The sequence below is a fragment of the Candidatus Rokuibacteriota bacterium genome (genome assembly GCA_030647435.1).
Taxonomy (GTDB): Bacteria; Methylomirabilota; Methylomirabilia; order Rokubacteriales; family CSP1-6; genus AR37.
The window spans coordinates 25,025-49,618 of record JAUSJX010000123.1; the positions used below are offsets into that span (position 1 = coordinate 25,025).

Sequence of the window (24,594 nt, forward strand, 5' to 3'; positions counted from 1 at the left end):
CCGCTCAGGCCCTCGCGGCGAGAGGCCCGCGAAGGAGGCGCCCCGGCAGGGCGCCCGTGTGCTTGCCGTCGCGCAGCAGGACCTCGCCGTTCACCACGGTGGCGGCGATGCCGCGGCAGCGCTGGGTGAGGCGCTTGGCGCCGGCGGGCAGGTCGTTGACCACCTCGGGCATCTCGGGGCCGATCGTGGCCGGGTCGAAGACGACGAAGTCTGCGGCGAAGCCTTCACGGATCAGGCCCCGGTCCGTCAAGCCCCACTGAGTCGCTGTGTCGAACGTCAGCATGCGGACCGCCTGCTCGAGCGTCAGCGCCTGCTTCGCGCGCACCCAGTGGCTGAGCAGATGCGTCTGGAGCGAGGCGTCCATGAGCTGCGAGACGTGGGCGCCCGAGTCCGAGAAGGTCACGACCGTGCGCGGGTGCTTGATCAGCTCGAGCGCGTGGTCCTGGTTCTCGTTGGCGATGGGCTGGAGGAAGAAGAGGTCGAGGTCCTTCTCGAGGGCGACGTCGATCATGGCCTCGACCGGGTCGACCCCGCGCTGGCGCGCGACGTCCGCCACGGAGCGGTGCGGTCCCTCGACCGTGTCCATGACGAAGATCCAGTCGTAGATGGGCGGCCGCGCCTCCGTCCCGAGAGCTTTGCGGCTGTCGCGCTCGCGCGCGGCCTCGACCAGGCGGCGGCGCAGCTCCGGATCGCGGAGCCGCTGCTTCTGGTCTTCCAGAGGCAGCGCCCGCAGCTCCTTCCACACGGGCAGGCGGTCGAACGGCAGCTGGGTCTTGAAGGAGAGGATCGCGGAGAGCCAGCGGCTGTGCACCTGGGCGAACATGCGACCGCCGGCGGCGGCGGTTTCATCGAGCAGCGCGGCGTACGTGCGCCAGATATCGGGCGCGTCCTTCCGGCTGAAGAGGCCGAAGGTGACCGGGCGCCCGGTCTCGACCGCCAGCTCGCGCAGCCGGCGCTGATAGTCCTTGAGGCCGGGGTGGCCCACTTCGCGGTCCACGCTTTCGCCCGCGATCTCGAAGATGCCTGCGTTCATCTCGCCCATCGCGCCGACGAGACGGCGGACCTCGTCCCACGCGGCGACGCGGCTCGCGACGGGGCGGCGGTCGGGGGTCTCGTGGCTCGCGGAGCGCGACGTCGTGAAGCCGATGGCGCCGGCGGTGAGGGCGCTCCGCAGCTCCTTCTCCATCGCCTTGAGGTCATCCTCGGTGGCCGGTCGGTCGAAGGCGCGCTCGCCCATCACGTAGGTGCGCAGGGCGGAATGGCCGAGGTACCCGGAGTAGTTGATGCCCTTGGGCAGGGCCTCGACGGTGTCGAGGAACTCGGCGAACGTGGTCCACGTCCAGTCGATGCCCGCCTCCATCGCCTCCGCGGAGATGTCCTCGGCGCGCTGGAGGTTGCGGATGACCAGGTTGCGGTCGGCCTTGGCGCAGGGGGCGAGGGTGAAGCCGCAGTTGCCCATGACCACGCTGGTGATCCCGTGCCAGCAGGAGGAGGTGCCGAGCGGGTCCCAGAAGACCTGGGCGTCCATGTGCGTGTGCCCGTCCACGAAGCCGGGCGACACGACCTGGCCCTCGGCGTCGATGATCTCGCGCGCCGACTCCCGGATGCGGCCGATGCTGGCGATGCGGCCGCCCTTCACGCCGACGTCGGCGCGGTACCGGGGCAGTCCGGAGCCGTCCACCACCCAGCCGTTCTTGATTACGAGGTCATAGGACATGAACCGCTCCTCCCTGGTCAGGACCTTGGAGACAGGACCTTGGGGCACCGCGCTCGTTAAAGTTGGCCTATGGTACTCCACGTTCTGGCGTACTCAAGCGGTTAGGAATCAGCTTTGACATCGCCCCGGGGCGTGCCTAGACTCCTTGAGCGCCAATATGGACCCAATATGGATATAGGCGTCTTCGACCATCTCGACCGGCGGGACGTGCCGCTCGCCGAGTTCTACGAGAGCCGGCTGCGCCTGCTCGAGACGTACGACGCGGCCGGCTTCTACTCCTACCACTTGGCCGAGCACCACGCGACTCCACTGGGGCTGGCGCCCTCTCCGGGCATCTTCCTCGCGGCCGCCACCCAGCGCACTCGGCGCATCCGTCTCGGTCCCTGCGTGTACTGCCTGCCGCTCTACGACCCGCTCCGGCTGATCGAAGAAGTCTGCATGCTGGACCAGCTCTCGCGGGGGCGCTTCGACTTCGGCGTGGGACGCGGGATCGTTCCCTACGAGATGGCGTACTTCAATCTGCACCACCTCGAGACCGAGGAGATCTACCAGGAGGCGCTCGAGGTCATCCTGCAGGGGCTTCAGAGCGAGGTGCTCGACCACCGCGGGCCGCGCTACACCTACCGGAAGGTGCCCATGGTCCTCCGGCCGTTCCAGCAGCCGCACCCGCCGCTCTGGTACGGCCTGAGCCACGCTGCCGGCGCGGAGTGGGCGGCGACCAACCGCGTCCACGTCCTCACCAACGGCCCGAGCGAGGTGTCGGCGCCGCTCTTCGAGCGCTACCGAGAGGTCTGGGAGCGCAAGCACGGCGGCGCAGGCATGCCCAAGCTCGGCATCTCGCGCCACATCGTCGTCGCGCCCACCGACGCGCAGGCCGAGGCGCTGGTGCGGCCGAGCTACGCCGCGTGGTACGCGAACCTGACCAAGCTCTGGCGCGACTTCGGCTCCGTCCCCATCCGCTTCGCCCGGGACTTCGACGAGGCGCGCCAGCGTGGCGTCGCCATCGCGGGCACCCCCGCGCGGGTACGCGAGGAGATCGAGCGCCAGGTCGCCGCGAGCCGCTGCACCTACTTCGTCTGCCGGCTGATGTTCGGCGTGATGAGCGAGACGGAGGCCGCGGCGTCCATCGGCCTCTTCAGCACCGAGGTCATGCCGCATCTCACCGCGCTATGTCCGCCTGGAGGTGGAGCGTGACGGCAAAAGCGTCTGTCCTCGAGTTCGGCATGGGCGTGGACGTTCACGGTCGGGACGCCACGAAGGCCGCCTGCCGCGCGGTATCGGACGCGATCCGGCATTCGAGCCTGCCGCTGCTCCAGGAGGTGCGGGAGCGCGGCGGGAAGATGCTGGTCGACGTCACCGTTGCGGTTCCCGACCCGGGGTCCGTCAATATCGATATAGTCCGGCGCGAGCTTCCTCACGGCGAGGTGACGGTCCGCGCGGTCAGCGGAGGCTTGAGCGTGCCCGGCGCGGACACGATCATCGCGTGCGCGGCCATCACCGTCAGCATCGAGTACCCGGAGGCGTCACATGGAGTTCGAGCCGAGACGCTCCCTGCGAGCCGCAGGCGAGGCGAGCGGCGAGGGGAGGGCTGAGTTATGACCACCGGCATCGGTCTCAAGCGCTTGCAGCACCTCGTGCTGTGGGTCTCCGACGTCGATCGGAGCGTTCGGTTCTATCACGACGTCCTGGGCTTCGAGGTGAAGCGGCGGTATCCCAACGCGGCCTTCCTGAGGATTCCCGGCAGCGCCGACGACCACAACCTGGGTCTCTTCGAGCAGCCGGGGATCCCGAGACCCGACGAGCACACGGCACGCATGTACCATTCGGCGTGGGAGGTCGGGGAGATCACCGATCTGGTCCGGGCGCGGCTGGGGCTCGCCGAGGCGGGCGCGCTGGTCGGTTCGTCGGATCACGGCGTGAGCCTGTCGCTGTACGCCAAGGACCCTGACGGCCTCGAGTTCGAGATCTTCTGGACGGTGCCGGGAGGCACTTCTGTCGGGACCAGGGCGCTGGACCTCGAAGCCGAGGTCGCCCGGTGGACTACGCAGGGCGTCTGACCATACTGTTTGATCATATTGGGGAGGCGAGCATGCTGGCGATCTGGGTGAAGGCGCGCATCAAGCCGGGGGAGCGGCAGCGCTTCCTGAAGGCGATCGAAGTGGACGCGCTCGGCTCCGAGGGGGACGAGCCCGGGTGTCTCCGCTTCAACGTCCTCCAGGACGTGAAGGACCCGAACGTCTACTACTTCTACGAGGTCTACAAAGACGAGGCCGCGCTCGAAGCCCATCGCGCCACGCCGCACTACGCCATCTGGAAGGCCGTCGCCGACACGCTGGACGGGCCGACCGAGCCGACCCGCTGCCAGACCGTGTTCCCGGCGGCGCGCGCGTACTGGGGCAAGTAAGAGCGATGGGCAAGGTCGTCTACGCGGCGGCGATGTCGCACGTGCTCTATCCCGACTACTACGGCAAGAACGTGGGTCCCCACGGGCGCCGGATGGTCGAGGAGCTGATCGCCGACGACCACCTGAACGTCTTCTCCTTCGACGCGATCCCGGCCAGTCGCATCGACCTCGCCGCACTCGAGTGGGCGCTCCCATGAGCCGTTACGAGGTCAACGTCCTCCTCTACCGCCTCAAGAAGGACCCGGCCTTCCGCGCCCGCTTCCGCGACGACGCCGCGGGGGCGCTGACCGCCGCCGAGCTAAGTGACGAGGAGCGGGAGGCGTTCGTCCGCTGGCACTCGCGGCGGCTGAACGAGCTGGGCGGCTCGCTCCACCTGCTGATCTCCATCCCAGGTCTCGGCGGCCACTAAGCGCAGCAGGAATAAAGTTGCCCGGTGGACGGCGACGCGAGCCCGTCCACCGGGCAGATGTGCGGCAGGCCTCCAGCCTGGGCGCGTCCCAGCGAATGGCCGGGACCTTGGTACAGCTTTACGGCTCAGCGGGCATCGCCCGATGACCAAACCCTGACGACTCCCACCATGCCCATTCGACGCCGCCATCGTGCTTTCGGTCAATGAGCCGCATGCGCCAATTCACTGAAGCATTCGGCTCCCTGGCTCGGGAACTGCCGGTCGCGCCGGGCTGAGGCGCGGCTTCCTCAACTGTGGCCTCGGGGCATCATCGCGTTGCCGTTCCGTTCGCCAGGGGCCGAGCAACCCCGCGATGTTCCATCGTTCCTTTTGCCGTTGCCGCGGCATCCCGCTTGCATTTCATGCTCGCGGGAGGTGAGGCTCATGGACTGGCCGATCGCTTCTCCAGGGTGGGATGTCCAGGTGGCGTGGGTGGATAGGCCGAGCATGCTTGGATGGGGTGTGTTGATCTGGGCCGGGGTTGCCGCCGCCCTCGCGGTGCTGCTGCTGCCGATCGCCACCCGGGCCGTGCGCCGTCGGCGCTTCTGGTGCGCCCAGGCTCAGCGGGAGGTGGAGGTGGAGTTCGAAGAGCACGGGCTGATCGGTTTTCGGCGGGCCGTGGCCGTGCGGAGCTGCAGCGTGTTCGACCCGCCGACGCACGTGTACTGCCGGCGCTCCTGCCTCGATCAAGACGCGAGAGCGCGGCTGCCGATGGCACTGGCTCGCCCGTGGAGAAGGCCATGATCGCGCAACGCTTCGACCGCAGACCGGTAGACCAGCTGGACCCCGAGAACTGGTGGGACGACAGCGACGGCGAGATCCTCGACTGCCTGAGGGAGCACGGCTCCGCGACCGTGAACGAGCTCAGCGAGGAACTGGGCCTCTCCGAGGGGGCGACGACCGCCTTCCTCGCCATGCTCGCCCGCGAAGGCCGGGTGAGGATCGTCCAGGTCGAGCTGGTGGCCTGACGTCCCGCGCCTGACCCGCCGGCGTCTCCGCCGCGCGGCTACGGCGCCTCGACGACGCGGGAGGTGAGCAGGGCCGCGATCCGCTCCTCGTCATAGCCCAGGAGATGCGCGAGCACGTCGCGGGTATGCTGGCCCACGCGATGCGGGGCGGGGCCCTGCGGGTGGACCGGCTTGCCGTCGAGGTGGTAGGGACTGGCCGTCACGCGCACGTCCCCGCGGGCCGGATGCGACAGCGCCGGGAAGAACTTGCGCTCGGCCAGCTGCGGCGCCGCGATGACCTCGGCCGGGCGCAGGACCGGCGCGCAGGGCAGCCGCGCCTTGGTGAGCACGTCGATCGCCGCGTCCACGCTCGCAAAGTCGTCGAGCCACCGGCCGATTACCTCGCGGAGCGCGCGCCAATTCGTCCGCCGCGCATCCGCCGTCGCAAAACGCGCATCGTTCGCCAGCTCCGGGCGCTCCATCACCTTGAGCAGCCTCGGCCAGAGCTCGGGCCCGCCCACGACCTGGAACGCCAGGTAACGGTGACCGATCTTGTGGACCACCATGCCGGGCCGCGGATTGCCGTGCTCCTGGCCGCCGTTGAGAACGGCCCCGAAGGTCACGCTGTCCGAAGCCACGAGGGCCTCGAGCATGGAGACGTCCAGATGCGCGCCGCGTCCCGTGCGCGCCCGTCGCCAGAGCGCGCCCAGGATGGCGGTGGAAGCATGGGTCGCGGCCAGCATGTCGGCGGCCTGGAGGTTCGAGGCCCGAGGGTTTGGCTCGTCGCCCTGCTCGAGGTGCATGAGCCCGGACATGGCATTGATGGTGTGCGCGAAGGCCGGGCGGAGCCGCCACGGGCCCGTCTGCCCGAAGCCTGAGATGGAGCAGTAGACGATGTCGGGCTTCACCAGGCGGACCGCGTCGTAGTCGCAGCCGAGGCGGGCGATCACGCCCGGCGTGAAGTTCTCGATGAAGACATCGGCGTGGCGGGCGAGGTCGAGCACCACGCGGCGGCCCTCGGCGTGGGACAGGTCCACCGCCACGCTCTCCTTGCCCGCATTGACGCGGATGAAGTACGTGCTCTGGTCGTCGCGGCCGGGCTCGAGCTGGTGCGGGTTGTAACGCGTCTCCTCGCCGGGGCCCGGACGCTCGATCTTGATGACGCGCGCGCCCATGTCGGCCAGCAGGCGGGTGCAGTACGGGCCCGCGAGGACGCGGGTGAGGTCGAGGATCAGCAGGCCGCTCAGCGGGAGAGAATCGTCGGGCGCCGCCGTGGACATATCAGGCTCCACCTTCGAGCTTGGCCAGGGGAGAGACACTGGCGAGCCCGGCCAGGGGAGAGACGATGGTCAGGCCGCCGTCGAGCAGGATGGTCTGGCCGGTGAGGAAGCCCGCGCCGTCGGAGACGATCCAGGCGACGCAGTCGGCGACGTCCTCCGCGGTGCCGGTGCGCCGCACGGGCGTTCTCGCCGCGAGGGCCGCCATCGCCGCCTCGTAGTCGCGTCCGAGGCCCCTCTCGATGTACCGGCGTGAAGAATCGGTGGTGATCATGCCCGGGTTAACGCCGTTGACCGTGATGCCCTCGGGCCCGAGCTCGAGCGCTAAGGAGCGCACGAGGCTCTCGACGGCGGCCTTGGCGCCGCCCAGCAGGCCGTGGCCGGGCATGGCCTGGAAGGAATCGATGCCCGAGATCGCTACGATGCGGCCGGCGCGGCCGCGCATGAGAGGCCGCGCCGCCTGGATTGCGGCAATGAATGAGTCCACCGAGATCGCGAAGGTGCGGCGGACGTTTTGTTCCTTCTGGTCCATTAACGGGCGGAAGGAAGTGGCCGCGGCGTTGGCGACGAGAATGTCCACGCGACCGAAGGTCTCGCCGACGCGCTCGACGACGGGCGGCACGTCTGACGGCCGGCCCAGCTCGAGCGGGAGTGCCAGGCCCTTGACGCCTTCGAGTTGGATCTGGGCGACCACTTCGGCCGCGAGATCCGCGCTGCGCCTGTAGGTCAGCACGCAGTGGGCGCCGTCGCGCGCCAGGCGGAGCGCGACGGCGCGGCCGATACCGCGCGTGCCCCCCGTGACGACGGCCACGCGGCCGTCGAGCGGTCTCGTCGACGCCGGCGCCATCAGGCCAGGAAGTCTCGGCAGAGCGCTTCCCACATGGTGGCCGACAGGCGGAGGCTCTCCGTGTCAATGCGTTCGTTGTTGCCGTGGAACATGAGCGGGTAGTCGGTGTAGGGGATGCGCCGGGAGTGCAGGGCGAAGCCGTAGGACGGCACGCCCTTCCAGCGAAAGAAGCGCGAGTCGGTGGCGCCGCCCGTGAGCCGCGGGATGATCTTGCTGCCGGGCACGAGCGCCTGCGTCACCCGGGAGAGCGCCTCGCCGAGCGGGGTGTCCAGCGAGGTCGTCGAGCCCTCCTGGCCTCGCGGGGCCTCGATGTCCACGCGCGAGGCGAGATCGCCCAGCGCCTCCTTCAGCATGGCGTCCACGTCGAGCGGGCTCACGCCGGGAAGCGCGCGGATGTCGATGTCGATCGCGATGCGGTCGGGGATAACGTTGATCTTGGACCCGCCGTGCACGACATTCGGCGAGAAGGTCGTGTGGGTGCACGCATGGGCCATGCGCGCCAGCCCCAGCGGCTCCAGGTGGCGCACGGCCTCAAGCACGCGGCCGGGATCGGTCAGCGCCGCCTCGAGCTCTTTCGGCAGCTCGAGCTCGGCCACGTAGCGTCGCCACTCGTCGAGAATCTTCGGCTTGGGCTGGTAGGCGGCCACCCGGCGCACCACCTCGGCCGCGGTGACGAGCGCATTGTCGGTGCGGAAGGGCATCGAGCCGTGGCCGGGCGTGCCCTTGACCACGAGCCGCCGCCAGTTGACGCCCTTCTCGCCGACTGTCACCGGCAGCTTGATGCCCGAGGGCGTGGGGATGGGCACGCCGCCGCTCTCGGTGATCACGTAGTCGGCCTTGACCGCGTCGAACTTCTCGCGGGTCAGGTAGCTGGCGCCGTAGACGCTCCCGGCTTCCTCATCGGCGACGGCGAGGTAGATCAGCGTCCCGCGCGGCTTGAAGCCGCTCTTGGCCAGCCGCCGCGTGGCCACGGCCATGGTGGACGTGATGTTGAGCATGTCGGTGGCCCCGCGGCCCCAGACGATCCCGTCCACCACCTCGGCGCCGAAGGGATCGCGCTCCCAGCCGGATGGGTTGACGGGCACCACGTCGGTGTGACCCATGAGGAGGAGCGTGGGCGCCTTGGGGTCGCTGCCGATTATTCGGGTCATGAGGCTGACTCTTCCGGGCCCGGCCGCGTGGCGCTCGAAGGAGAGGCCCGAGCCCGCGAAATACGATTCGATCGCGTCGGCGTTGCGCTCCTCGTGACCCGACTCCGGCGTGCCGTCGTTTACGCAGGCGTTCCTGATGAGGGTGCACAGCAGCTCCGTCGCTTCGGTCTCGACGCTCTTGGGGTCGGTCACGGGGTCTCCTCGGATCTGGGGTCAGGTCTTGAAATACGACATTCTGCTTCTGCAGGTGGTGACTGGCCAAGCGCAATCGCCCGAATGTCGTATTTCAAGACCTGACCCCGAAGGCCAGGCGCTGAAGCGCGGCCTCGGCCTCGGCGATCATTCGTTCGATCAGCTCGCGCGCGGGCACGATCTCGCTGATGAGCCCCGCGCTCTGGCCACAGGCGGCGTGGCCGTTCTCGATGTCGCCCTCCTCGCGCGCCCGGATGGCGGCGGGGAAGCCCACGCGCTGCGCCTGGAGCGGAAAGGGCAGGATCTCGGCCGTGCGCTTCTCCCACTCGCGCGTGAAGTCGTTGCGGATCGCGCGGCAGGGCTTGCCGGTGGCGCCGCGATGGACCACCGTGCCTTCTTCGTCGATGGCGACGATCTTCTTTTTGTAGTTGTCGTGGCCGTAGGCTTCGTGGGTGGCGATGAAGCGCGTGCCCATCCAGACGCCGACGGCGCCCAGCGCCAGCGCGGCGGCGAGCCCGCGCCCGTCGGCGACACCGCCGGCCGCCACCACCAGCGTCGGCGCCACCGCGTCCACCACCGCGGGGATCAACACCATCCCGCCGATGCGGCCGGTGTGCCCGCCGGCCTCGTGGCCTTGCGCGATGACGGCGTCGACGCCGTTGGCGGCGTGGTCGCGCGCCTGCTTGACGTTGCCGCAGAGGGCCATGACCTTGATGCCGAGCCGATGGGCCTCGGCCGTGACGGGGCCGGGATTGCCGAGCCCGGCGATGAGCACCGGCACCCGCTCCTCGAGCGTCACGTCTGTCCACCCTTTGACCTGGTCGGTGAATTGCTCCACCTCGTCACCGGCTATGCTGATGGTCGCGAAGAGGACGTCCACGCCGAAGGGCTTGTCGGTCAGATCGCGCACGCGGCGGATCTCGTCGCGGAGCAGGGCGGGGGTGCCGTGGGCCGCGGCGATGACGCCAAGCCCGCCGGCTGCGGAGACGGCCGCCGCCAGGGAGGAGCGGGCGACGAAGGCCATGCCCGCCTGGCAGATGGGATAGCGGATGCCGAGGAGGTCGCAGAGCGGCGTGTGCAGGTTGCTGCGTGTCTTCGTGGCCATGGCGATGTTCCCTCCCGGTTGGCTCGGCGGCCACTATCGCATGCGGTGGTGCCGGTGGCAATCGGGGAGTCGGCGGCGCTCGCGAGCACGGGGGCGCCCCGGCTTCAGAACGAGTTCAGGATCATCGTGAACTACGAGATCCCGGGGCTGTAGGAGGCGGACCGCTCAGCCCTTCAGGAGCTCCTCCGCGATGCGCTTGACGTCGCCGGCCTCGACCTGGCCCTTGTGGGTCTTCATGATGTCGCCGACGAGGCGCCCGACCTGCTTGGCGTCGGCGATGCCGAGCGTAGCAAGCCGCTCCTTGACGAGCGCGCGTACGGCCGCTTCGTCCATCCCCTTCGGCAGGTAGCCCTCGCAGAACTCCTGCTCGAAGCGAAGCTGCGCGGCCTGCGCGGCGCCACGCTCGCCGACCTTCTCGTATTCCGAGATCGCCTTCTGGAGCTGCTTGCGGTAGGCGCCGATGACGTCGAGGACGAGGGCGTCGTCGACCTGGCCGGAGAAGCCCTTGGCGGTGCGTCGCTCCTGGAGCCGGGTCTTGAGCATGCGCACCACATCGGCGGTGCGCGCGTCCCTGCCCTTGATCGCCTGCGTCAGCCGGTTCGTCAGCTCCTGTTCGAGCGCCATGGGATCCGTCGGGTGCGAAATCTCAGGCCGCTGCCGCCATCGCGCCCTTGACGCGGAAGGCGGCGACGATCGTCACGATGCCGCCGGCGATGACGACGATGCCGAGCGTCGGGACATAGGCGAGCATGCCCACCAGGGGGTGGGTCACCAGGAAGAGACCAAGGATGACCCAGGACGCGCCCCAGAGCAGCAGGAGCGTCCAGCCGTGAGACTGCGGGGTGGCGCGGTCGCCAAGGTTCTGTCCTCCTCGTGTGGGGCTCGGGCGTTGACCGGGCGGGAGTATAGCACGCGGTCGTGTCCTTGACAGGCAGGGGCGCGGGCGGTTCAATAGCGCGGTCGTCTGTGATCCCCCTATTCAAAGGAGAGTGACGTGCGCGAGAATACGCTCAGGACGATCTGGAAGCGCGGCGAGGCCGCCGTCAACGGATGGCTGTCCATTCCGTCGGGCTTCTCGGCCGAGGTGATGGCTCATCAGGGCTTCGACTCGCTGACGGTGGACATGCAGCATGGCGTGGTCGACTACCAGGTCGGCGTGTCCATGCTTCAGGGCATTTCGACGACCGGGGTGATTCCGCTGGCGCGTGTGCCGTGGAACGACCCGGCCCGCATCATGAAGATCCTGGATGCCGGCGCCTACGGAGTCATCTGCCCGATGGTCAACACGCGCGAGCAGGCCGAGGCGCTCGTCCAGGCGTGCAAGTACCCGCCGCGCGGCTACCGCAGCTGGGGCCCCGTACGCGCGAGCCTGTACATGGGCGCCGACTACGGCGACCGCGCTAACGAGGACGTCATCGTGATGCCCATGATCGAGACGGCGGAGGCGCTCAAGAACTTGGACGACATCCTGAGCGTGGCGGGCGTGGACGCGGTCTACGTCGGACCGTCGGACCTGTCGCTGGCGTTCGGATGCAAGCCGCGGCTCGACCAGACGGACGCGCCGGTGGTCGAGGCGCAGCAGGTCATCGCCAAGGCGTGCAAGAAACACGGCGTCGTCGCGGGCATCCACAACGCGACCGCAGCCTACGCCGTCAAGATGATCGCCGAGGGCTACCAGTTCGTCACGCTCGCCAGCGACAGCCGCTTCATGGCGGCCAAGGCCGCAGAGGAAATCGGAGTCGTCCGCAAGACAGGAACCGCGGGCGGGAAGCTCCCGGCCTACTAGCCCGGATTATGCGTGAAGACAGCGCCACCCTCACCCCGACCGTCTCCCTCTCCGGGGGAGAGGGAGACGTTTCGGTCCCCTCGCCCCCGGAGAGGGCAGGGTGAGGGGGCGGCGAGAACGCGGACCGGGCGTTCGTGAATAACGCAGGCTAGGCGTGCGCTTCGATCTGGCGCTGCTCGAGAGGGCGCGCGCGAATCTTGCCGCTTTCGACCGGCGGGCCGTGGCTGTCGAGGGGCGCAAGGCCGCGGCGGTAGCCGTGGTCCTGCTTCCCGATGACGAGGGGCGCGGCTGCTTCCTGCTGACCAAGCGCGCGCCGACACTGCGCGCCCACACGGGGCAGTGGGCGCTGCCGGGCGGCCGGATGGACGCGGGGGAGAGCCCGGAAGGCGCGGCGCTCCGCGAGCTCGACGAGGAAGTCGGGCTCAAGCTCGGCGCGGGGACGGCGCTCGGGCTCCTCGACGACTACCCGACGCGCTCGGGGTTCGTCATCACGCCTGTTGTCTTCTGGGCCGATGATCCCGGCGCGCTCGCTCCGAACCCTGCCGAGGTGGCGCGCGTGCACATGGTCCCGCTGGAAGACCTCGACGCTCCCGACGTGCCGCGCTTCGTCAGCATCCCAGAGAGCGACCGGCCGGTCATCCAGGTGCCCCTCCTCGGCAGTCTCATTCACGCGCCCACGGCGGCCGTCATCTACCAGATGCGCGAGGTCGTGTCTCACGGCCGACCGACGCGCGTTGACCATCTCGAACAGCCCGTTTGGGCGTGGCGCTGACAGGAGACCGTATGGGAAAGCTTGACGAGAAGATCGCGATCGTCACCGGCGGCGGCACCGGCATCGGCCGCTCCACCGCGCTCATGCTGGCCGCCGAAGGCGCGCACGTTGTCGTCGCGGGCCGGCGCAAGCTGCCTCTCGAGGCCGTCGTGGATGAGATCACGAAGGCTCGCGGCCGGGCGGTGGCGCGCGAGGCCGATGTCGCCAAGCCCGCGCAAGGGCGCGCCTTGGCGGAATGGGTCGTCAAGGAGCTCGGGCATGTGGACATCCTGATCAACAACGCGGGGCATTCCAGCAAGGTGCGCAACGCCCGCTGGGTGGGGCAGGAGGACTGGGACGCCGTGATCGCCGTCAACCTGACCGGGGTGTACGCGCTGACGCAGGCCGTGCTGCCGAGCATGATCGCGCGTGGCGGCGGTGCCATCGTCACGGTCGGCTCGTACGCGGCGCTCCGGCCGGGGCTCATCGGCGGGGCGCCCTACGGCGCCGCCAAGGCGGGCGTGCTCAACTTCATGGGCCACATCCACACCGTGCTCCGCGACAAGGGCATCCGCGCGACCACCGTGATGCCCGCCGAGGTGGACACGCCGATCCTGTCGAACCGGCCGCTACCGCCCGACGACGCCGCCCGCGCCACGATGATGCAGCCGGAAGACGTTGCGGCGGCCATCTTGATGTGTGTGACGCTGCCGGAGCGCACCGTGGTCGAGGAGATCGTGCTGAGCCCGACCCGGACACGCGACCAGAGCCGCGACCTGGAAGTCGCGCGCAACCTGGGCGCGCCGCCGGGGGCGAAGTAGTCTAAAGTTCCTGCTGGGCGAGGCCGCTCAAAAGGGTTCCAGATGCAGGCGGCGACCGACGGCCGCAGGCGAGGCGTACTCTCTGTACGTTGAGCGTGCGGCCGAGGGCGCCAACGAAGCAGATGGGCCCTTTTCAGCGGCCTCGGTAGTCGCGGTGCCAGAGCTCGAGATATTCGACGGCGTTTCGGCGGATGTCTTCGAGCTCCTCTTCGCTCATCTTCCTGACCGGCTTGGCGGGCACGCCCATCACCAGCCAGCCGGCGGGCACGACCTTGCCCTGCGGGACCACGGCACCCGCGCCCACCTGCGCGCCTTCTTCCACCACGGCCCCCGTCAGCACGACCGCGCCGATGCCGATCCGGACGTTGTCCATGATGGTGCAGGCGTGGACCACGCAGCGGTGGCCGATGGTGACGTTGGCGCCCACGATGCAGGGGAACTCCGGCGTGACGTGGAGCACGGAGTTGTCCTGGACGTTGGAGTTGCGCCCGAGCGTGACGTAGTTGTCCTGGTCGCCGCGGAGGACGGTCAGCGGCCAGACGCTGGCGCCCTCCTCGATGGTGACGTCGCCGATGACCTGGGCGGAGGGATCGACCCAGGCGCCCGGGTGGACGCGCGGGGTGCGGCCGGGAACGCTGCGGATCATGGGGCGTCTACTTCCCGGTCCAGCGGGGTTTCCGCTTCTCGAGGAAGGCGCTCATGCCCTCGCGGAAGTCGGCGCTCGCGTAGGTGAGGGAGATCAGATCCTCGCCGCCTTCGAGGCGGCGGCGCTCCTGGATGCGGCGGACGGCCTCCTTGGTGACCTTTAAAGTAATCGGCGCGTAGGAGGCGACCTCCTCGGCGACGGCCTTCACGCGCGCCTCGAGCCCGGCCGCGGGCACGATCTCGTGGACGAAGCCCGCGGCATGCGCTTCCTCGGCCGTGATGAGCCGCGCGCGCATGATCATCTCCTTGACCCGCGAGGGACCGAAGAGCTCCACGCAGCGCGAGTAGTTCTCCATCGAGAGGCAGTTGCCGAGCGTGCGCGCGATGGGGAAGCCGAAGCTCGACTCCGGCGTGGCGATCCTGATGTCGCAGACGGCGGCGATCGCGAAGCCGCCGCCGACGGCGAAGCCCTCGATCTGCGCGATGACGGGCTTGCCCACGCGCTCGAGCCGGCCGGTTCGCCGCTCGCCGTCGCGCTCGTACTGGATCCCGTCCTCCGCGGTCTTGAAGCTCTTGAACTGGCCGATGTCGGTGCCGGCCACGAAGGCCTTGCCACCCGCGCCGCGCAGCACGAAGACCCGGATGGAGTCGTCGGCGTCGATCACTTCGCATGTCTGGTAGAGCCGCTCGTACATGTTCCACGTCAGCGCGTTGCGGGCTTCAGGGCGATTGAAGGTGAGTGTCACCACGGGTCCGTCGCGGGTGACGAGGACTTCGCTCGAGTCTTGCGCCTGGTTTGCCACGGTCTGTGCCTCCCCGTCGTTCGAGTCGCCGCATGGTAGCACGGCTGAAGGGACGTGACAGGCCCCGCCCCCGCGTGGCCGCGCCCGGTGCGCTATACTCCGGCGATGCTTCCGCCCCGAGAGGAGACATGACCGTGGCTCGGCCAGCTCGCACCGTCGGCATCGTCGGGCTCGGCTTCGGCCGGGCCCACATTCCAGCCTTCCAGGCCCACGGCTGCGAGGTCGTGGCCGTCTGCCAGCGCGACGAGAAGTCCGCCCGCGCCGTCGCGGACCGGTACGGGGTGCCGCGCGTCTTCGCGCGCTGGCAGGACCTGCTCGCGCAGGCCAGGCCGGAGATCGTCGTCATCGCCACGCCGCCCGTCCTCCACCAAGAGATCGCGCTTGCGGCATTCGCCGCCGGCTGCCACGTGCTCTGCGAGAAGCCGCTCGCCATGAACGCGTCCGAGTGCCGCTCGATGATCGAGGCGGCCGCGCGGGCCAAGCGCGTCGGGATGACCGGCTTCAACTGGCGCTACACGGCCGCGATGCAGCGCTTCCACGCCATGGTCGAGGCGGGCGCGCTCGGCCGGCTCTTCCACGCCAACCTCCGCTGGATGGGGTCGCGCTGGGCCGACGAATCCGCGCCGGCGACCTGGCGCATGGATCGGGCGCAGGCCGGCCACGGCGCCATGGGCGACATGGGCGTCCACGTCATCGACATCGTGCGCTGGCACTTCGGCGAGATCGCGGCGGTCAGCGCGCAGACCGGCATCGCCTACCCCTCGAAGACCGTGCCCGGGGTCGGAAAGGCGACCGACGCGGAGGACTACTGCGACGTGACGGCGCGGCTCGTCTCGGGCGCCCTCGTGGCCTTCACCGCCAGCCGCGCCGCCCGGGCGATGAACCAGCAAACCATCGAGGCCTACGGCTCCGAGGGCGCGCTCGAGTATCGCCTCGATCGCGACAAGCCCCGCTGGTGGCGAGGCGAGCTGCGCCACGCGGGAAAGGAAGGCGGCTTCGTCCCGGTCAAGGCGCCCGCCGGCTTGCCGAAGAGCGCGGGGGAGGGGGACGCGATGGAAGTCGTCGGCAAGACGACCATCGCCCCGCTCGTGAAGCGCTTCCTCGCCGCCGTCCGCAGGAATCGGACCGAATCGCCGTCCTTCGAGGACGGCATGCGCGCCCAGGTCGTCCTGGACGCCGTGCTCGAGTCCATTGCGTCGGACGGTCGGATGGTGTCTATTTAGGCCACACACTCACGACCCTGGAGGGGCTCCCGATGGAATTTGAATACTCGAAGAAGACCAAGATGTACATGGAGCAGGTGACCGACTTCATGGGCAAGCACGTCTACCCGGCTGAGCCCGTGTTCCACGACCAGCTCAACCAGGGGCCGACGCGCTGGCAGGTGCCGCCCATCATGGAGGAGCTCAAGGCCAAGGCGCGCGAGCGCGGGCTCTGGAACCTCTTCCTGCCGGAGAGCGAGCGCGGCGCCGGGCTGACCAACCTCGAGTACGCCCCGCTCTGCGAGATCATGGGCCGCTCTCCGATCGCGCCCGAGGCCTTCAACTGCTCGGCGCCGGACACCGGCAACATGGAGACCATCGAGCGCTACGGCTCGCCCGAGCAGAAGAAGCAGTGGCTCCAGCCTTTGCTCGAGGGCAAGATCCGCTCCGCCTTCGCCATGACGGAGCCCAAGGTGGCGTCGTCGGACGCGACGAACATCGAGTCCTCGATCACGCGCGACGGCGACTCCTACGTCATCAACGGCCACAAGTGGTGGACCTCGGGCATCGGCGACCCGCGCTGCCAGGTCCTGATCTTCATGGGCAAGACCGACGCCAAGAACTCCGACAAGTACAAGCAGCAGTCCATGATCCTCGTCCCGCGCGATGCCCCCGGCATCAAGGTCGTCCGGATGCTGACGGTCTTCGGCTACGACGACGCCCCCCACGGCCATGGAGAAGTCCTCTTCGAGAACGTGCGGGTGCCCGCCTCCAACATGCTGCTGGGCGAGGGCCGGGGCTTCGAGATCGCGCAGGGCCGGCTCGGGCCCGGGCGCATCCACCACTGCATGCGCCAGATCGGCGTCGCGGAGCGGGCGCTCGAGCTGATGTGCCGCCGCTCGACGAAGCGCATCGCCTTCGGCAAGCCGCTGGCCGACAACGACATCACGCTCGAGCGCATCGCCCAGTCGCGCATCGACATCGACCAGGCGCGGCTGCTCGTGCTTCACGCGGCCTACATGATGGACACGGTCGGGAACAAGGCGGCCCGGCAGGCCATCGCCGAGATCAAGGTCGCGGTGCCCAACATGACCCTGGCCGTCGTCGAGCGGGCCATGCAGCTCCACGGCGGCGGCGGCGTCAGCCAGGAGTTCCCGCTGGCCTTCATGTGGGCGCACTCGCGCACGCTCCGCTTCGCCGACGGGCCGGACGAAGTCCATCGGCGCCAGATCGGCCGCCTGGAGCTGCGCAAGCACGCCTAACCCCGCCCCCTCACCCTACCCTCTCCCCCGCGACGGGGGAGAGGGAGTCTTCGGAACCCTCTCCCCTCCGAGGGGCCTTCGTGACCCTCTCCCCTCTGGGGAGAGGGTAGGGTGAGGGGCGACTCCTAGATCCGCAGCAGAGCCAGCCCCGCCACCGTAACGAGCGTGCCGAGGACGGCGCGCGCGGTCAGCCGCTCTCCGAGGAAGACGAGCCCGAGCGGGATCGCGAAAAGCGGTGACGTCGAGGACAGCACCGCCGCGACCGCGACGTCGGCGAGCTTCACCCCGGTGACGAAGAGCACCGAGCTTCCGGCGGTCACCGCTCCGAGAAACGCCACGCGCAGAAAGACGCCGCGCCCCGCGCGGCCCATCTGAGTCGCCGCGCCCCAGCCCCACGGCGTCGCCAGCAGCACGAGCCCGGCCAGCGGCAGCCGTACCGCCTGCGCCGTCACCGCGTCCAGCGAGCCCATGGCGGGCTTGAGCAGGAGCAGGGAGACGGCCCACGCGACGGAGGCGGCTGTCGCCGCGCCCAGGCCGAAGCCGGTGCGCCCGTGGCGAGGGCCGCTGGCCGGGCGCGCGAAGACGATCAGCGCGAGCCCCGACAGCGTGACGAGCGAGGCCGCCGCGACCGCGAGCGTGATCGGCTCGTCGAGGAAGATCGCCGCCAGGATGGCGCCGATCAACGGGTAGGTCATGGTCACGGTCATGGCGGGCGCCAGGCCCAGGTAGCGCGCGCTCTCGAAGAACGCGACGTCCCCCACGCCGATCGCGATGATGACGGAGACGGCGAGGAGCGCGAGCGTGCCCGGCGGCACCGCGACGAGGGTCACGAGCCCGCCTACGGTCAGCACCCACACCAGGAGCAGCGAGCCGCCGATGAGCGAGCGCAGGATGCTGACCGCGACCGACCCCAGCGGCGGGGAGACGGTGCGGACGAGGAGGCTGATCACCGCCCAGGTGATCGCCGAGCCGAGCGCGCAGAGGGCGCCTACTGCCTGCGGGGAGAGAAAAGTCACGCCGAGTCCTTACGATACCAGACGCCACGGAATGAGCTAAGGTTATGGAGCCGATGGCCTCCGCCGATCCGCGCGCCGATCTGGCCGTGCTCGAGAGCATCCAGCACCGGGTGCTGTGGCTCGCCGCGCTCACCGTCCACCACGCCAACACCCGCCCCAACCCCGACGGCACCAAGATCGGGGGGCATCAACCTTCGTCCTCATCGGTGGTCAGCCTCATGACCGCGCTCTACTTCGGCGCGCTCCGCGAGGGCGACCTGGTGGCGTCAAAGGCCCACGCCTCACCCGTGCTCTACGCGATCGAGTACCTGCGCGGCCGTCTCGCCGCCGACGATCTCCGGAGCCTGCGCGCGCTCGGCGGGCTCCAGGCCTACCCGAGCCGCAGGAAGAACCCCTCCATCATCGACCTCTCGACGGGCTCCATGGGGTTGGGAGCGGTGACGGCGACGTTCGCCGCGCTGGCACGGCGATACATCGGCGACCACTGGGACGCGCGCCCGGGCGGACGCTTCATCGCGATCGTGGGCGACGCCGAGCTCGACGAGGGCAACGTATGGGAGTCGCTCCTCGAAGAGCACGTGGCGGGGCTGGGTAACCTTCTCTGGATCGTAGACATGAACCGCCAGAGCCTCGATCGCGTCACTCCGGACGGCCGGCGGCGCCAGATCGCCGACTGGTTCGGCGCCGCAGGCTGGCGCGTCATCGAGCTGCGATGGGGGCGGCGGCTCCAGGCGCTCTTCGCCAAGCGGGGCGGGGAGCGTCTCCGGGTCCGTCTCGAGACCATGGCGAACGCGGAGTACCAGGCGCTGCTTCGACGTCCCGCCGGCATGGTGCGCAAGGGGCTCGTCACGGCCCCCGACGGACAAGTGGACGGAGCGCTCGACCGGGTCGTGGGAAATCTCTCCGACGAAGCGCTCGCCGCCGCCGTCGCCGACGTGGGAGGCCACGATCTCCCGCTGATCCTCGACGCCCTCGACGAGGCTGGGAGCCAGCGGGACAGGCCCTCCGTCATCCTGGCGCAGACCATCAAGGGCTGGGGGCTGCCGCTGGCGGGCGATCCCATGAACCACGGCGCGCTCCTGACCGCCGCGCAGATGGAGACGCTGCGCGAATCGCTTGGAGTGCCCGCGGGGATGGAATGGAGCGCCTTCCCCGAGTCGAGCCCCGAAGCACGGTGGATCCGGGGCCGTCCCGCGCCCTTCTCCGAGCCGCCGCTCCTGGGTGACGCGCCCGTCATTCCCGAGAGCCTGAACGAAAGTTACCCGCCGCAGTCCTCGAGCCAGGAGGCTTTCGGGCGCGCGCTCGGCAGGCTCGGCCGCCTGCCCGCGGGCGAGCACATCGTCACGCTTTCCGCCGACGTCGCCGTGACCACCCACCTCGCGGGATGGATCAATCGGAAGGGTGTGTGGGCGCCCTTAGCAAGGCCCGACTTCTTCGCCGGGACGCCGCAGGCAATGCAGTGGAAGGAGTCCCCCGCGGGACAGCACGTCGAGCTCGGCATCGCCGAGCACAACCTCTTCCTGGCGCTGGGCGCCTTCGGCCTCTCGCGCGAGCTCTCCGGCGTGCCGCTCCTGCCCATCGGCACGCTCTACGACCCTTTCGTCACGCGCGGACTCGACGCCCTGTACCACGCGCTCTACGCGGGAGCAAAGTTCATCGTCGTCGCGACGCCCTCGGGCGTGAGCCTCTCGCCCGAGGGCGGGGCCCACCAGTCCGTGATCACCCCCGGGATCGGCGTCGCGCTGCCCGCCATCGCATACTACGAGCCCGCGTTCGCGCTCGAGGTCGAGTGGATCCTCCTCGACGCGCTCGAGTCGCTCCTCGATCGCGAGAGGGGCGAGAGCCTCTACCTGCGCCTCTCCACCAAGCCCGTCGTCCAATCACTGGCGCCAGCGCCGAGCCCGGAGTATCGGCGCGCCGTGCTCAAGGGCGGCTACAGGCTGATCGACGCGCGCGGCGAGGCGGGGTGGGATCCCGAGACCAACGCCGTCCACTTGTTCTCCGCGGGCGTCATGGTGCCCGAGGCCGTGGAGGCCGCGCGCGCGCTCCGCGCCGAGGGCGTCCTCGCCAGCGTCTTCGTGGTGACGAGCCCGGACAAGCTCTACCGGGGACTGCGCGACCCGCGCCCGTATCTCGAGGAGCTGGTCACGGCAGAGGAGGAAGGCGTGCCGGTCGTGTCGGTCCTCGACGGCCACTCACACGGCCTCGCCTTCCTCGGCTCGGCCCTGGGAGTGCCCCAGATGGCCCTCGGCGTGGACCACTTCGGCCAGTCCGGCAGCCGCCGCGACCTCTACGCCCACTACGGCATCGACGCGCCCGCCATCACCCGCGCCGCGCTGACGCTACTCGGCCGCCAGCGCTAAGGGGGTCAGGTCTTGAAATCCAACATTTAGACTCGGCACAAGATCGCGCGTAGCGGTCGGTTCTGATCGCCAATGTATGATTTCAAGACCTGACCCCGATTAGGCGAGGCGGATGTCGAGCCAGCCGAGTGGTGTGACAGCTGCGCGCTCGTTCTCCCGCAGAACCACGGTGGTCGTAGAGGACTCGAAGATGGCCGGGCCTTTGACCTCGAGCCCGTGCCGCGCTCCCTCGAGGTCGTAGACGGGCACCTCTAGCCAGCGCCCGATATAGATGCGACGGCTCTTCGGCTGCGCGTCGCCGCTGGCGGCGGCTGGTCGCTCGGCGGGGAGGCTTGGGAGTAGGCCGACGACGGCGACGCGGGCGTTGACCAGGACCACGTCCTGGCCGGGCATGCTGTAGGTGTAGAGCTCCTCGTGGCGGCGGTGGAAGCGCTCGACGACCCGGTCCATGAGGTCTGCGGCGTCCACATTCACGTCCTCGAGCGGGACGGTGATCTCGAAGGTCTGCTCGCCGTAGCGCATGTCCACGGCGTGACGCACCCGAACGCGTCCCGCGAAGTCCGCGCCGAGGCGACGACGGCCTTCCGCCTCCATGTCTTTGAAGAGCTTGCGGAGCCGCGCTCCGCCGACCTTCTGCGCTTCGCCGACGTGGGTCAGCACCAGCTCGTGGCGGAGATCGGTGGCGAGCATGCCCCACGCCGAGAGCACGGCGGCGACCCGCGGTACGACGACGCGAGTGATCTCGAGCATCCGCGCGAGTTCAGTGACGTGGAGCCCCGCCGCGCCGCCGAAGGCCAGGAGCGCGAAACGGCGCGGGTCGGCGCCGCGGCGCACCGAGACGAGACGAATGCCCTCGGCCATGTTGGTGTTGACGACGCGCTGGATGCCTTCCGCCGCGGCCACGGTTGACGTGCCGAGCCGTTTCGCCACCGCGCCGACCGCGCGCTCCGCCGCGTGTGCGTCGAGGCGCGCGCGCCCGCCCAGGAAGTTGGCGGGGTCGAGGAAGCCCATCACCACGTTGGCGTCGGTGACCGTCGCCGCCGCGCCGCCCCGGCCGTAGCAGGCCGGTCCCGGCACGGCGCCCGCGCTTTCCGGGCCGACGTGGAGGATGCCGCCCGCGTCGACGTAGGCGATCGATCCGCCGCCCGCGCCCAGCGTGTGGATGTCGATGGCCGGCAGCGCGACCTTGCTCGGCCCGACGGTCTTGTCGCCGCTCAGTTGGGGCTCGCCGTCCCGGAGGAGCGCGATGTCAGTGGAGGTGCCGCCCATGTCGAAGGTGATGAAGTCTCCGTGACTCAGGAGCCGCGCCGCGTGCCGGCTGCCCGCGATGCCGCCCGCGGGGCCCGAGAGCACCGCGCCGGCGGCGAGTCGCACGGAATCGGCGATGCCCGCCACGCCGCCGTGCGATTGCATGATCAGCACCTCGCGCGCATAGCCTCCCGCCTTGAGCCGTTCCGCGAGGCGCCCCAGGTAGGTCGCCAGGGCGGGACCGACATAAGCATTGACCACCGTGGTGCCGAAGCGCTCGTACTCCTTGATCTGCGGCAGGACCTCGGATGACAGCGACACGTAGACGTCGGGGAGAAGACGCTCGAGGGCCCGGCGCGTCGCCCGCTCGTGGCTCGCGTTGGCGTAGGAGTGGAGGTAGCACACCGCGACAGAGTTGACGCCCATCTGCTTGAGCCGCGTGATGGCGGCCTCGAGGGAGCGGCGGTCGAGCGGCGTAGCGACCTTGCCGTCGAACCGCATGCGCTCCCTCACCCCGAGCCTGCGCCCGCGCGGGGCGAGCGGGATCGGCGGCGGCATGCGCAGGTTGTAGCGGTCGTCCTTGAGCCCCTCGCGCATCTCGATGATGTCGCGGTGGCCTTCCGTGGTCAGCATGCCGACCTTGGCACCCTTGCGCTCGAGGAGCGCGTTGGTCGCCACCGTCGTCCCGTGGACGATGAGATCCGTCGCCGCCAGCAGGGACCGGGCGTCGGTGCCGAGCTCGGCCGCCAGGAGGCCCAGACCGTCCATCACGCCGATCGACGGATCCTCGGGCGTGGAGGCGGATTTCGCAATGACTACGCGGCCATCCCTATCCACTGCTACGAGATCGGTGAAGGTGCCGCCGACGTCGACGCCTATGCGGTACATGTCACCGGCTCCCGCGCTTCCGGCCGCGCGAGCCGGTCTTCCGCCTCACGAAGCCGTTCTCGAGGTCGGAGGCGCGGGCCGCCGGCTCACGGCGCGACGGCTTGCCCCAGCCGCCGCCGCCAGCGGAGACGATGTCGAAGACGGCGCCGGGCGGGATGGGAATGCCGACCTCCTTGGTCTTGAGGACGCGCCGCATGCCGCCGGCCAGCATGACGTAGCGGTGGGGCAGGCCGTCCTTGCCGCCGAGGATGCCGTACGAGGGGTGGCGCACGCCGTCGCCGGCCGTGTTGCCCTTGGCGAGCTCGGTCGTTTCCATCCGCAATGTCAGAACGGATCCCACCCCGCCGCGGAACTGTCCGTCGCCGAAGGAGTCGGGACGGAATTCGTGGCGCTCGAAGAACAGCGGGAAACGCGCCTCGGCCACCTCGACGCTGCCGAACTTGATGCCGCCTGCCGCCTGGCCTTCGCCGGCGGTCTCCCACCCGTCACCGGCGGAGGAGGCGCCACCGCCGCCGCGCGCGTGAAAGAGATGCCAGATGAAGGGGCGGTGGGTGCGCGGGTTCTTGCCCGAGATCGCGATGCGGAAGCGCCGCGACCAGCCGGCCAGGGCGCGATCGGGGCAGGCGCCGGCCAGCGCCTTGATGACTGCTTCCGCCACCTCTTGCGCACAATGATTGGTGGCGAGCGTCACGGGCGCCGGCGGATAGGGCCACACGATGGTGCCCTGCTTCGCTTTGATCTCGACCGGACGGAAGGTGCCCTCGTTCTTCGGGATGCGCGGGTCGAGGAGGTAGGCCAGCGCCATGTGCACCGCCGAGATCGTGTTCGGGTACGAGGAGTTGACGAAGCCGATCACCTGCGGGTCGCATTGCGTGAGATCCACGATCAGGGAGTCGCCCTTCTTCGTCACGGTGGCGCGGAGCTTGATGTCCTCGATGCCGTGTCCGTCGTCGTCGAGGATGGAGAGCCCGCGGTAGACGCCGTCCTTCCATCCCCGGATGCAGGCGCGGCTCTGGCGCTCGGCGCTGTCCAGGACCTCTCCCACCGCCGTGGTCGCGGTCTCGATGCCGTAGTCGTCTACCAGCTTGAGAAGCCTTCTCTCCCCCACGCGCGCCGAGCCCAGCATGGCGCGAAGGTCGCCCAGAAAGTCGCTCGGGTGGCGAACGTTGAGGGCGACCATCTGCATCACGTCGTCGCGGAGCTGTCCTGCGTCGTAGAGCTTGAGCGGCGGGATGCGGATGCCTTCCTGCCAGATCTCGGTCGCTCCCGGGTTGTAGGCCCCGTGGGTGGCGCCGCCGATGTCGCTCTGGTGCGCCCGGTTGATGGACCAGAAGGCGAGGCGCTCGCCGACGAAGACCGGTAGTAGCACGGTCAGGTCCGGCAGATGGTTGCCGCCGTGGTACGGATCGTTGAGCAGGTACATGTCGCCGGGGCGTATGCGTCCCGCGAAGTACTCGGCGACCGCCTTGACGGCCCACGGCAGCGCGCCCACGTGGATGGGCACGTGCTCGGCCTGGGCGGCGAGGCGGCCTTGGCCGTCGAAGACGGCGGTCGAGAAGTCGCGGCTCGAGTTGAGGATCTGCGAGTACGCGGTGCGGAGCATGGCCTCGCCCATCTCCTGGACGATGGACTCGAGGCGGTGCTGGATGACCGAGACGGTGATGCGGTCGAGGGCCATGGTGTGCCTCCGGGACGAGCGGGGGATCGGGAGTCTTTGCGCG

The 24,594-nt window shown here is 69.7% G+C and carries 26 protein-coding genes; 14 read left to right on the forward strand and 12 right to left on the reverse strand.

The window, feature by feature from the left end; genetic code table 11:
- Positions 1 to 4: 4 nt before the first annotated feature.
- Complete coding sequence (locus tag Q7W02_21075; protein MDO8478638.1) at positions 5 to 1,717, reverse strand: amidohydrolase family protein; 1,713 nt, start codon at positions 1,715 to 1,717, stop codon at positions 5 to 7.
- 168 nt (positions 1,718 to 1,885) lie between these two features.
- On the opposite strand from Q7W02_21075, the gene Q7W02_21080 reads away from it, so the two are divergent.
- The 8 genes from Q7W02_21080 to Q7W02_21115 all read left to right on the forward strand — a co-directional run bounded on the left by Q7W02_21080 (position 1,886) and on the right by Q7W02_21115 (position 5,537).
- Positions 1,886 to 2,911 (forward strand): LLM class flavin-dependent oxidoreductase, encoded by a 1,026-nt coding sequence (locus Q7W02_21080; GenBank protein MDO8478639.1) that lies wholly within the window; start codon positions 1,886 to 1,888, stop codon positions 2,909 to 2,911.
- On the forward strand, positions 2,887 to 3,309 hold the full coding sequence (locus Q7W02_21085; protein ID MDO8478640.1) for a Lin0512 family protein: 423 nt from the start codon (positions 2,887 to 2,889) through the stop codon (positions 3,307 to 3,309). Before Q7W02_21080 ends, Q7W02_21085 begins: the two co-directional genes overlap by 25 nt.
- Before the next feature lie 3 nt (positions 3,310 to 3,312).
- Complete coding sequence (locus Q7W02_21090; GenBank protein MDO8478641.1) at positions 3,313 to 3,774, forward strand: VOC family protein; 462 nt, start codon at positions 3,313 to 3,315, stop codon at positions 3,772 to 3,774.
- A 32-nt stretch (positions 3,775 to 3,806) separates the two neighbouring features.
- Positions 3,807 to 4,121 carry a putative quinol monooxygenase gene (locus tag Q7W02_21095; GenBank protein MDO8478642.1) on the forward strand — a complete coding sequence of 105 codons (315 nt, stop codon included), beginning with the start codon at positions 3,807 to 3,809 and terminating at the stop codon, positions 4,119 to 4,121.
- A 5-nt stretch (positions 4,122 to 4,126) separates the two neighbouring features.
- Entirely contained in the window at positions 4,127 to 4,318 is a 192-nt protein-coding gene (locus Q7W02_21100; protein MDO8478643.1) for a hypothetical protein, read from the forward strand.
- On the forward strand, positions 4,315 to 4,530 hold the full coding sequence (locus Q7W02_21105) for an Os1348 family NHLP clan protein (protein MDO8478644.1): 216 nt from the start codon (positions 4,315 to 4,317) through the stop codon (positions 4,528 to 4,530). Before Q7W02_21100 ends, Q7W02_21105 begins: the two co-directional genes overlap by 4 nt.
- 423 nt (positions 4,531 to 4,953) lie before the next feature.
- On the forward strand, positions 4,954 to 5,313 hold the full coding sequence (locus Q7W02_21110) for a hypothetical protein (protein MDO8478645.1): 360 nt from the start codon (positions 4,954 to 4,956) through the stop codon (positions 5,311 to 5,313).
- Complete coding sequence (locus tag Q7W02_21115) at positions 5,310 to 5,537, forward strand: winged helix-turn-helix domain-containing protein (GenBank protein ID MDO8478646.1); 228 nt, start codon at positions 5,310 to 5,312, stop codon at positions 5,535 to 5,537. Before Q7W02_21110 ends, Q7W02_21115 begins: the two co-directional genes overlap by 4 nt.
- A 38-nt stretch (positions 5,538 to 5,575) precedes the next feature.
- On the opposite strand, the gene Q7W02_21120 is transcribed toward Q7W02_21115, so the two are convergent.
- From Q7W02_21120 to Q7W02_21145, 6 genes are all read right to left on the reverse strand, one after another.
- A complete protein-coding gene (locus Q7W02_21120; GenBank protein ID MDO8478647.1) occupies positions 5,576 to 6,796 on the reverse strand; it encodes a CoA transferase in 1,221 nt (406 codons plus the stop codon).
- A gap of 1 nt (position 6,797) precedes the next feature.
- Entirely contained in the window at positions 6,798 to 7,640 is an 843-nt protein-coding gene (locus tag Q7W02_21125) for an SDR family oxidoreductase (GenBank protein ID MDO8478648.1), read from the reverse strand.
- Positions 7,640 to 8,983, reverse strand: a complete 1,344-nt coding sequence (locus Q7W02_21130; protein ID MDO8478649.1) for a M20/M25/M40 family metallo-hydrolase — start codon at positions 8,981 to 8,983, stop codon at positions 7,640 to 7,642. The genes Q7W02_21125 and Q7W02_21130 overlap by 1 nt, the downstream gene beginning before the upstream one ends.
- A 94-nt stretch (positions 8,984 to 9,077) precedes the next feature.
- Positions 9,078 to 10,088, reverse strand: a complete 1,011-nt coding sequence (locus Q7W02_21135; GenBank protein MDO8478650.1) for a nitronate monooxygenase — start codon at positions 10,086 to 10,088, stop codon at positions 9,078 to 9,080.
- A 165-nt stretch (positions 10,089 to 10,253) separates the two neighbouring features.
- The gene (locus tag Q7W02_21140) at positions 10,254 to 10,712 is read right to left on the reverse strand and encodes a GatB/YqeY domain-containing protein (protein MDO8478651.1); all 459 of its coding nucleotides are present in this window, start codon (positions 10,710 to 10,712) and stop codon (positions 10,254 to 10,256) included.
- Between the two features lie 22 nt (positions 10,713 to 10,734).
- Positions 10,735 to 11,040, reverse strand: a complete 306-nt coding sequence (locus Q7W02_21145) for a DUF308 domain-containing protein (protein MDO8478652.1) — start codon at positions 11,038 to 11,040, stop codon at positions 10,735 to 10,737.
- Between the two features lie 42 nt (positions 11,041 to 11,082).
- Here Q7W02_21145 and Q7W02_21150 point away from each other — a divergent pair, with 42 nt between their 5' ends.
- The 3 genes from Q7W02_21150 to Q7W02_21160 all read left to right on the forward strand — a co-directional run bounded on the left by Q7W02_21150 (position 11,083) and on the right by Q7W02_21160 (position 13,446).
- On the forward strand, positions 11,083 to 11,874 hold the full coding sequence (locus tag Q7W02_21150; GenBank protein MDO8478653.1) for an aldolase/citrate lyase family protein: 792 nt from the start codon (positions 11,083 to 11,085) through the stop codon (positions 11,872 to 11,874).
- Between the two features lie 154 nt (positions 11,875 to 12,028).
- Positions 12,029 to 12,646: a CoA pyrophosphatase gene (locus tag Q7W02_21155; GenBank protein ID MDO8478654.1), complete on the forward strand. Its 618-nt coding sequence runs from the start codon at positions 12,029 to 12,031 to the stop codon at positions 12,644 to 12,646.
- A gap of 11 nt (positions 12,647 to 12,657) precedes the next feature.
- Entirely contained in the window at positions 12,658 to 13,446 is a 789-nt protein-coding gene (locus tag Q7W02_21160; protein ID MDO8478655.1) for an SDR family oxidoreductase, read from the forward strand.
- A gap of 133 nt (positions 13,447 to 13,579) precedes the next feature.
- Here the strand turns inward: Q7W02_21160 and Q7W02_21165 are convergent, their stop codons facing one another.
- Entirely contained in the window at positions 13,580 to 14,092 is a 513-nt protein-coding gene (locus Q7W02_21165) for a gamma carbonic anhydrase family protein (GenBank protein ID MDO8478656.1), read from the reverse strand.
- 7 nt (positions 14,093 to 14,099) lie between these two features.
- Positions 14,100 to 14,894, reverse strand: a complete 795-nt coding sequence (locus Q7W02_21170) for an enoyl-CoA hydratase/isomerase family protein (GenBank protein MDO8478657.1) — start codon at positions 14,892 to 14,894, stop codon at positions 14,100 to 14,102.
- A gap of 134 nt (positions 14,895 to 15,028) precedes the next feature.
- On the opposite strand from Q7W02_21170, the gene Q7W02_21175 reads away from it, so the two are divergent.
- Both Q7W02_21175 and Q7W02_21180 read left to right on the forward strand, forming a co-directional pair.
- Entirely contained in the window at positions 15,029 to 16,117 is a 1,089-nt protein-coding gene (locus Q7W02_21175; protein MDO8478658.1) for a Gfo/Idh/MocA family oxidoreductase, read from the forward strand.
- 32 nt (positions 16,118 to 16,149) lie between these two features.
- Positions 16,150 to 17,358 carry an acyl-CoA dehydrogenase family protein gene (locus Q7W02_21180; protein ID MDO8478659.1) on the forward strand — a complete coding sequence of 403 codons (1,209 nt, stop codon included), beginning with the start codon at positions 16,150 to 16,152 and terminating at the stop codon, positions 17,356 to 17,358.
- A gap of 125 nt (positions 17,359 to 17,483) precedes the next feature.
- On the opposite strand, the gene Q7W02_21185 is transcribed toward Q7W02_21180, so the two are convergent.
- Positions 17,484 to 18,374 carry a DMT family transporter gene (locus Q7W02_21185; protein MDO8478660.1) on the reverse strand — a complete coding sequence of 297 codons (891 nt, stop codon included), beginning with the start codon at positions 18,372 to 18,374 and terminating at the stop codon, positions 17,484 to 17,486.
- A gap of 44 nt (positions 18,375 to 18,418) precedes the next feature.
- On the opposite strand from Q7W02_21185, the gene Q7W02_21190 reads away from it, so the two are divergent.
- Positions 18,419 to 20,737: a transketolase C-terminal domain-containing protein gene (locus tag Q7W02_21190; GenBank protein MDO8478661.1), complete on the forward strand. Its 2,319-nt coding sequence runs from the start codon at positions 18,419 to 18,421 to the stop codon at positions 20,735 to 20,737.
- 99 nt (positions 20,738 to 20,836) lie between these two features.
- On the opposite strand, the gene Q7W02_21195 is transcribed toward Q7W02_21190, so the two are convergent.
- Entirely contained in the window at positions 20,837 to 22,873 is a 2,037-nt protein-coding gene (locus Q7W02_21195) for a hydantoinase/oxoprolinase family protein (GenBank protein ID MDO8478662.1), read from the reverse strand.
- 1 nt (position 22,874) lies between these two features.
- On the reverse strand, positions 22,875 to 24,551 hold the full coding sequence (locus tag Q7W02_21200; GenBank protein MDO8478663.1) for a hydantoinase B/oxoprolinase family protein: 1,677 nt from the start codon (positions 24,549 to 24,551) through the stop codon (positions 22,875 to 22,877).
- Positions 24,552 to 24,594: the final 43 nt, after the last annotated feature.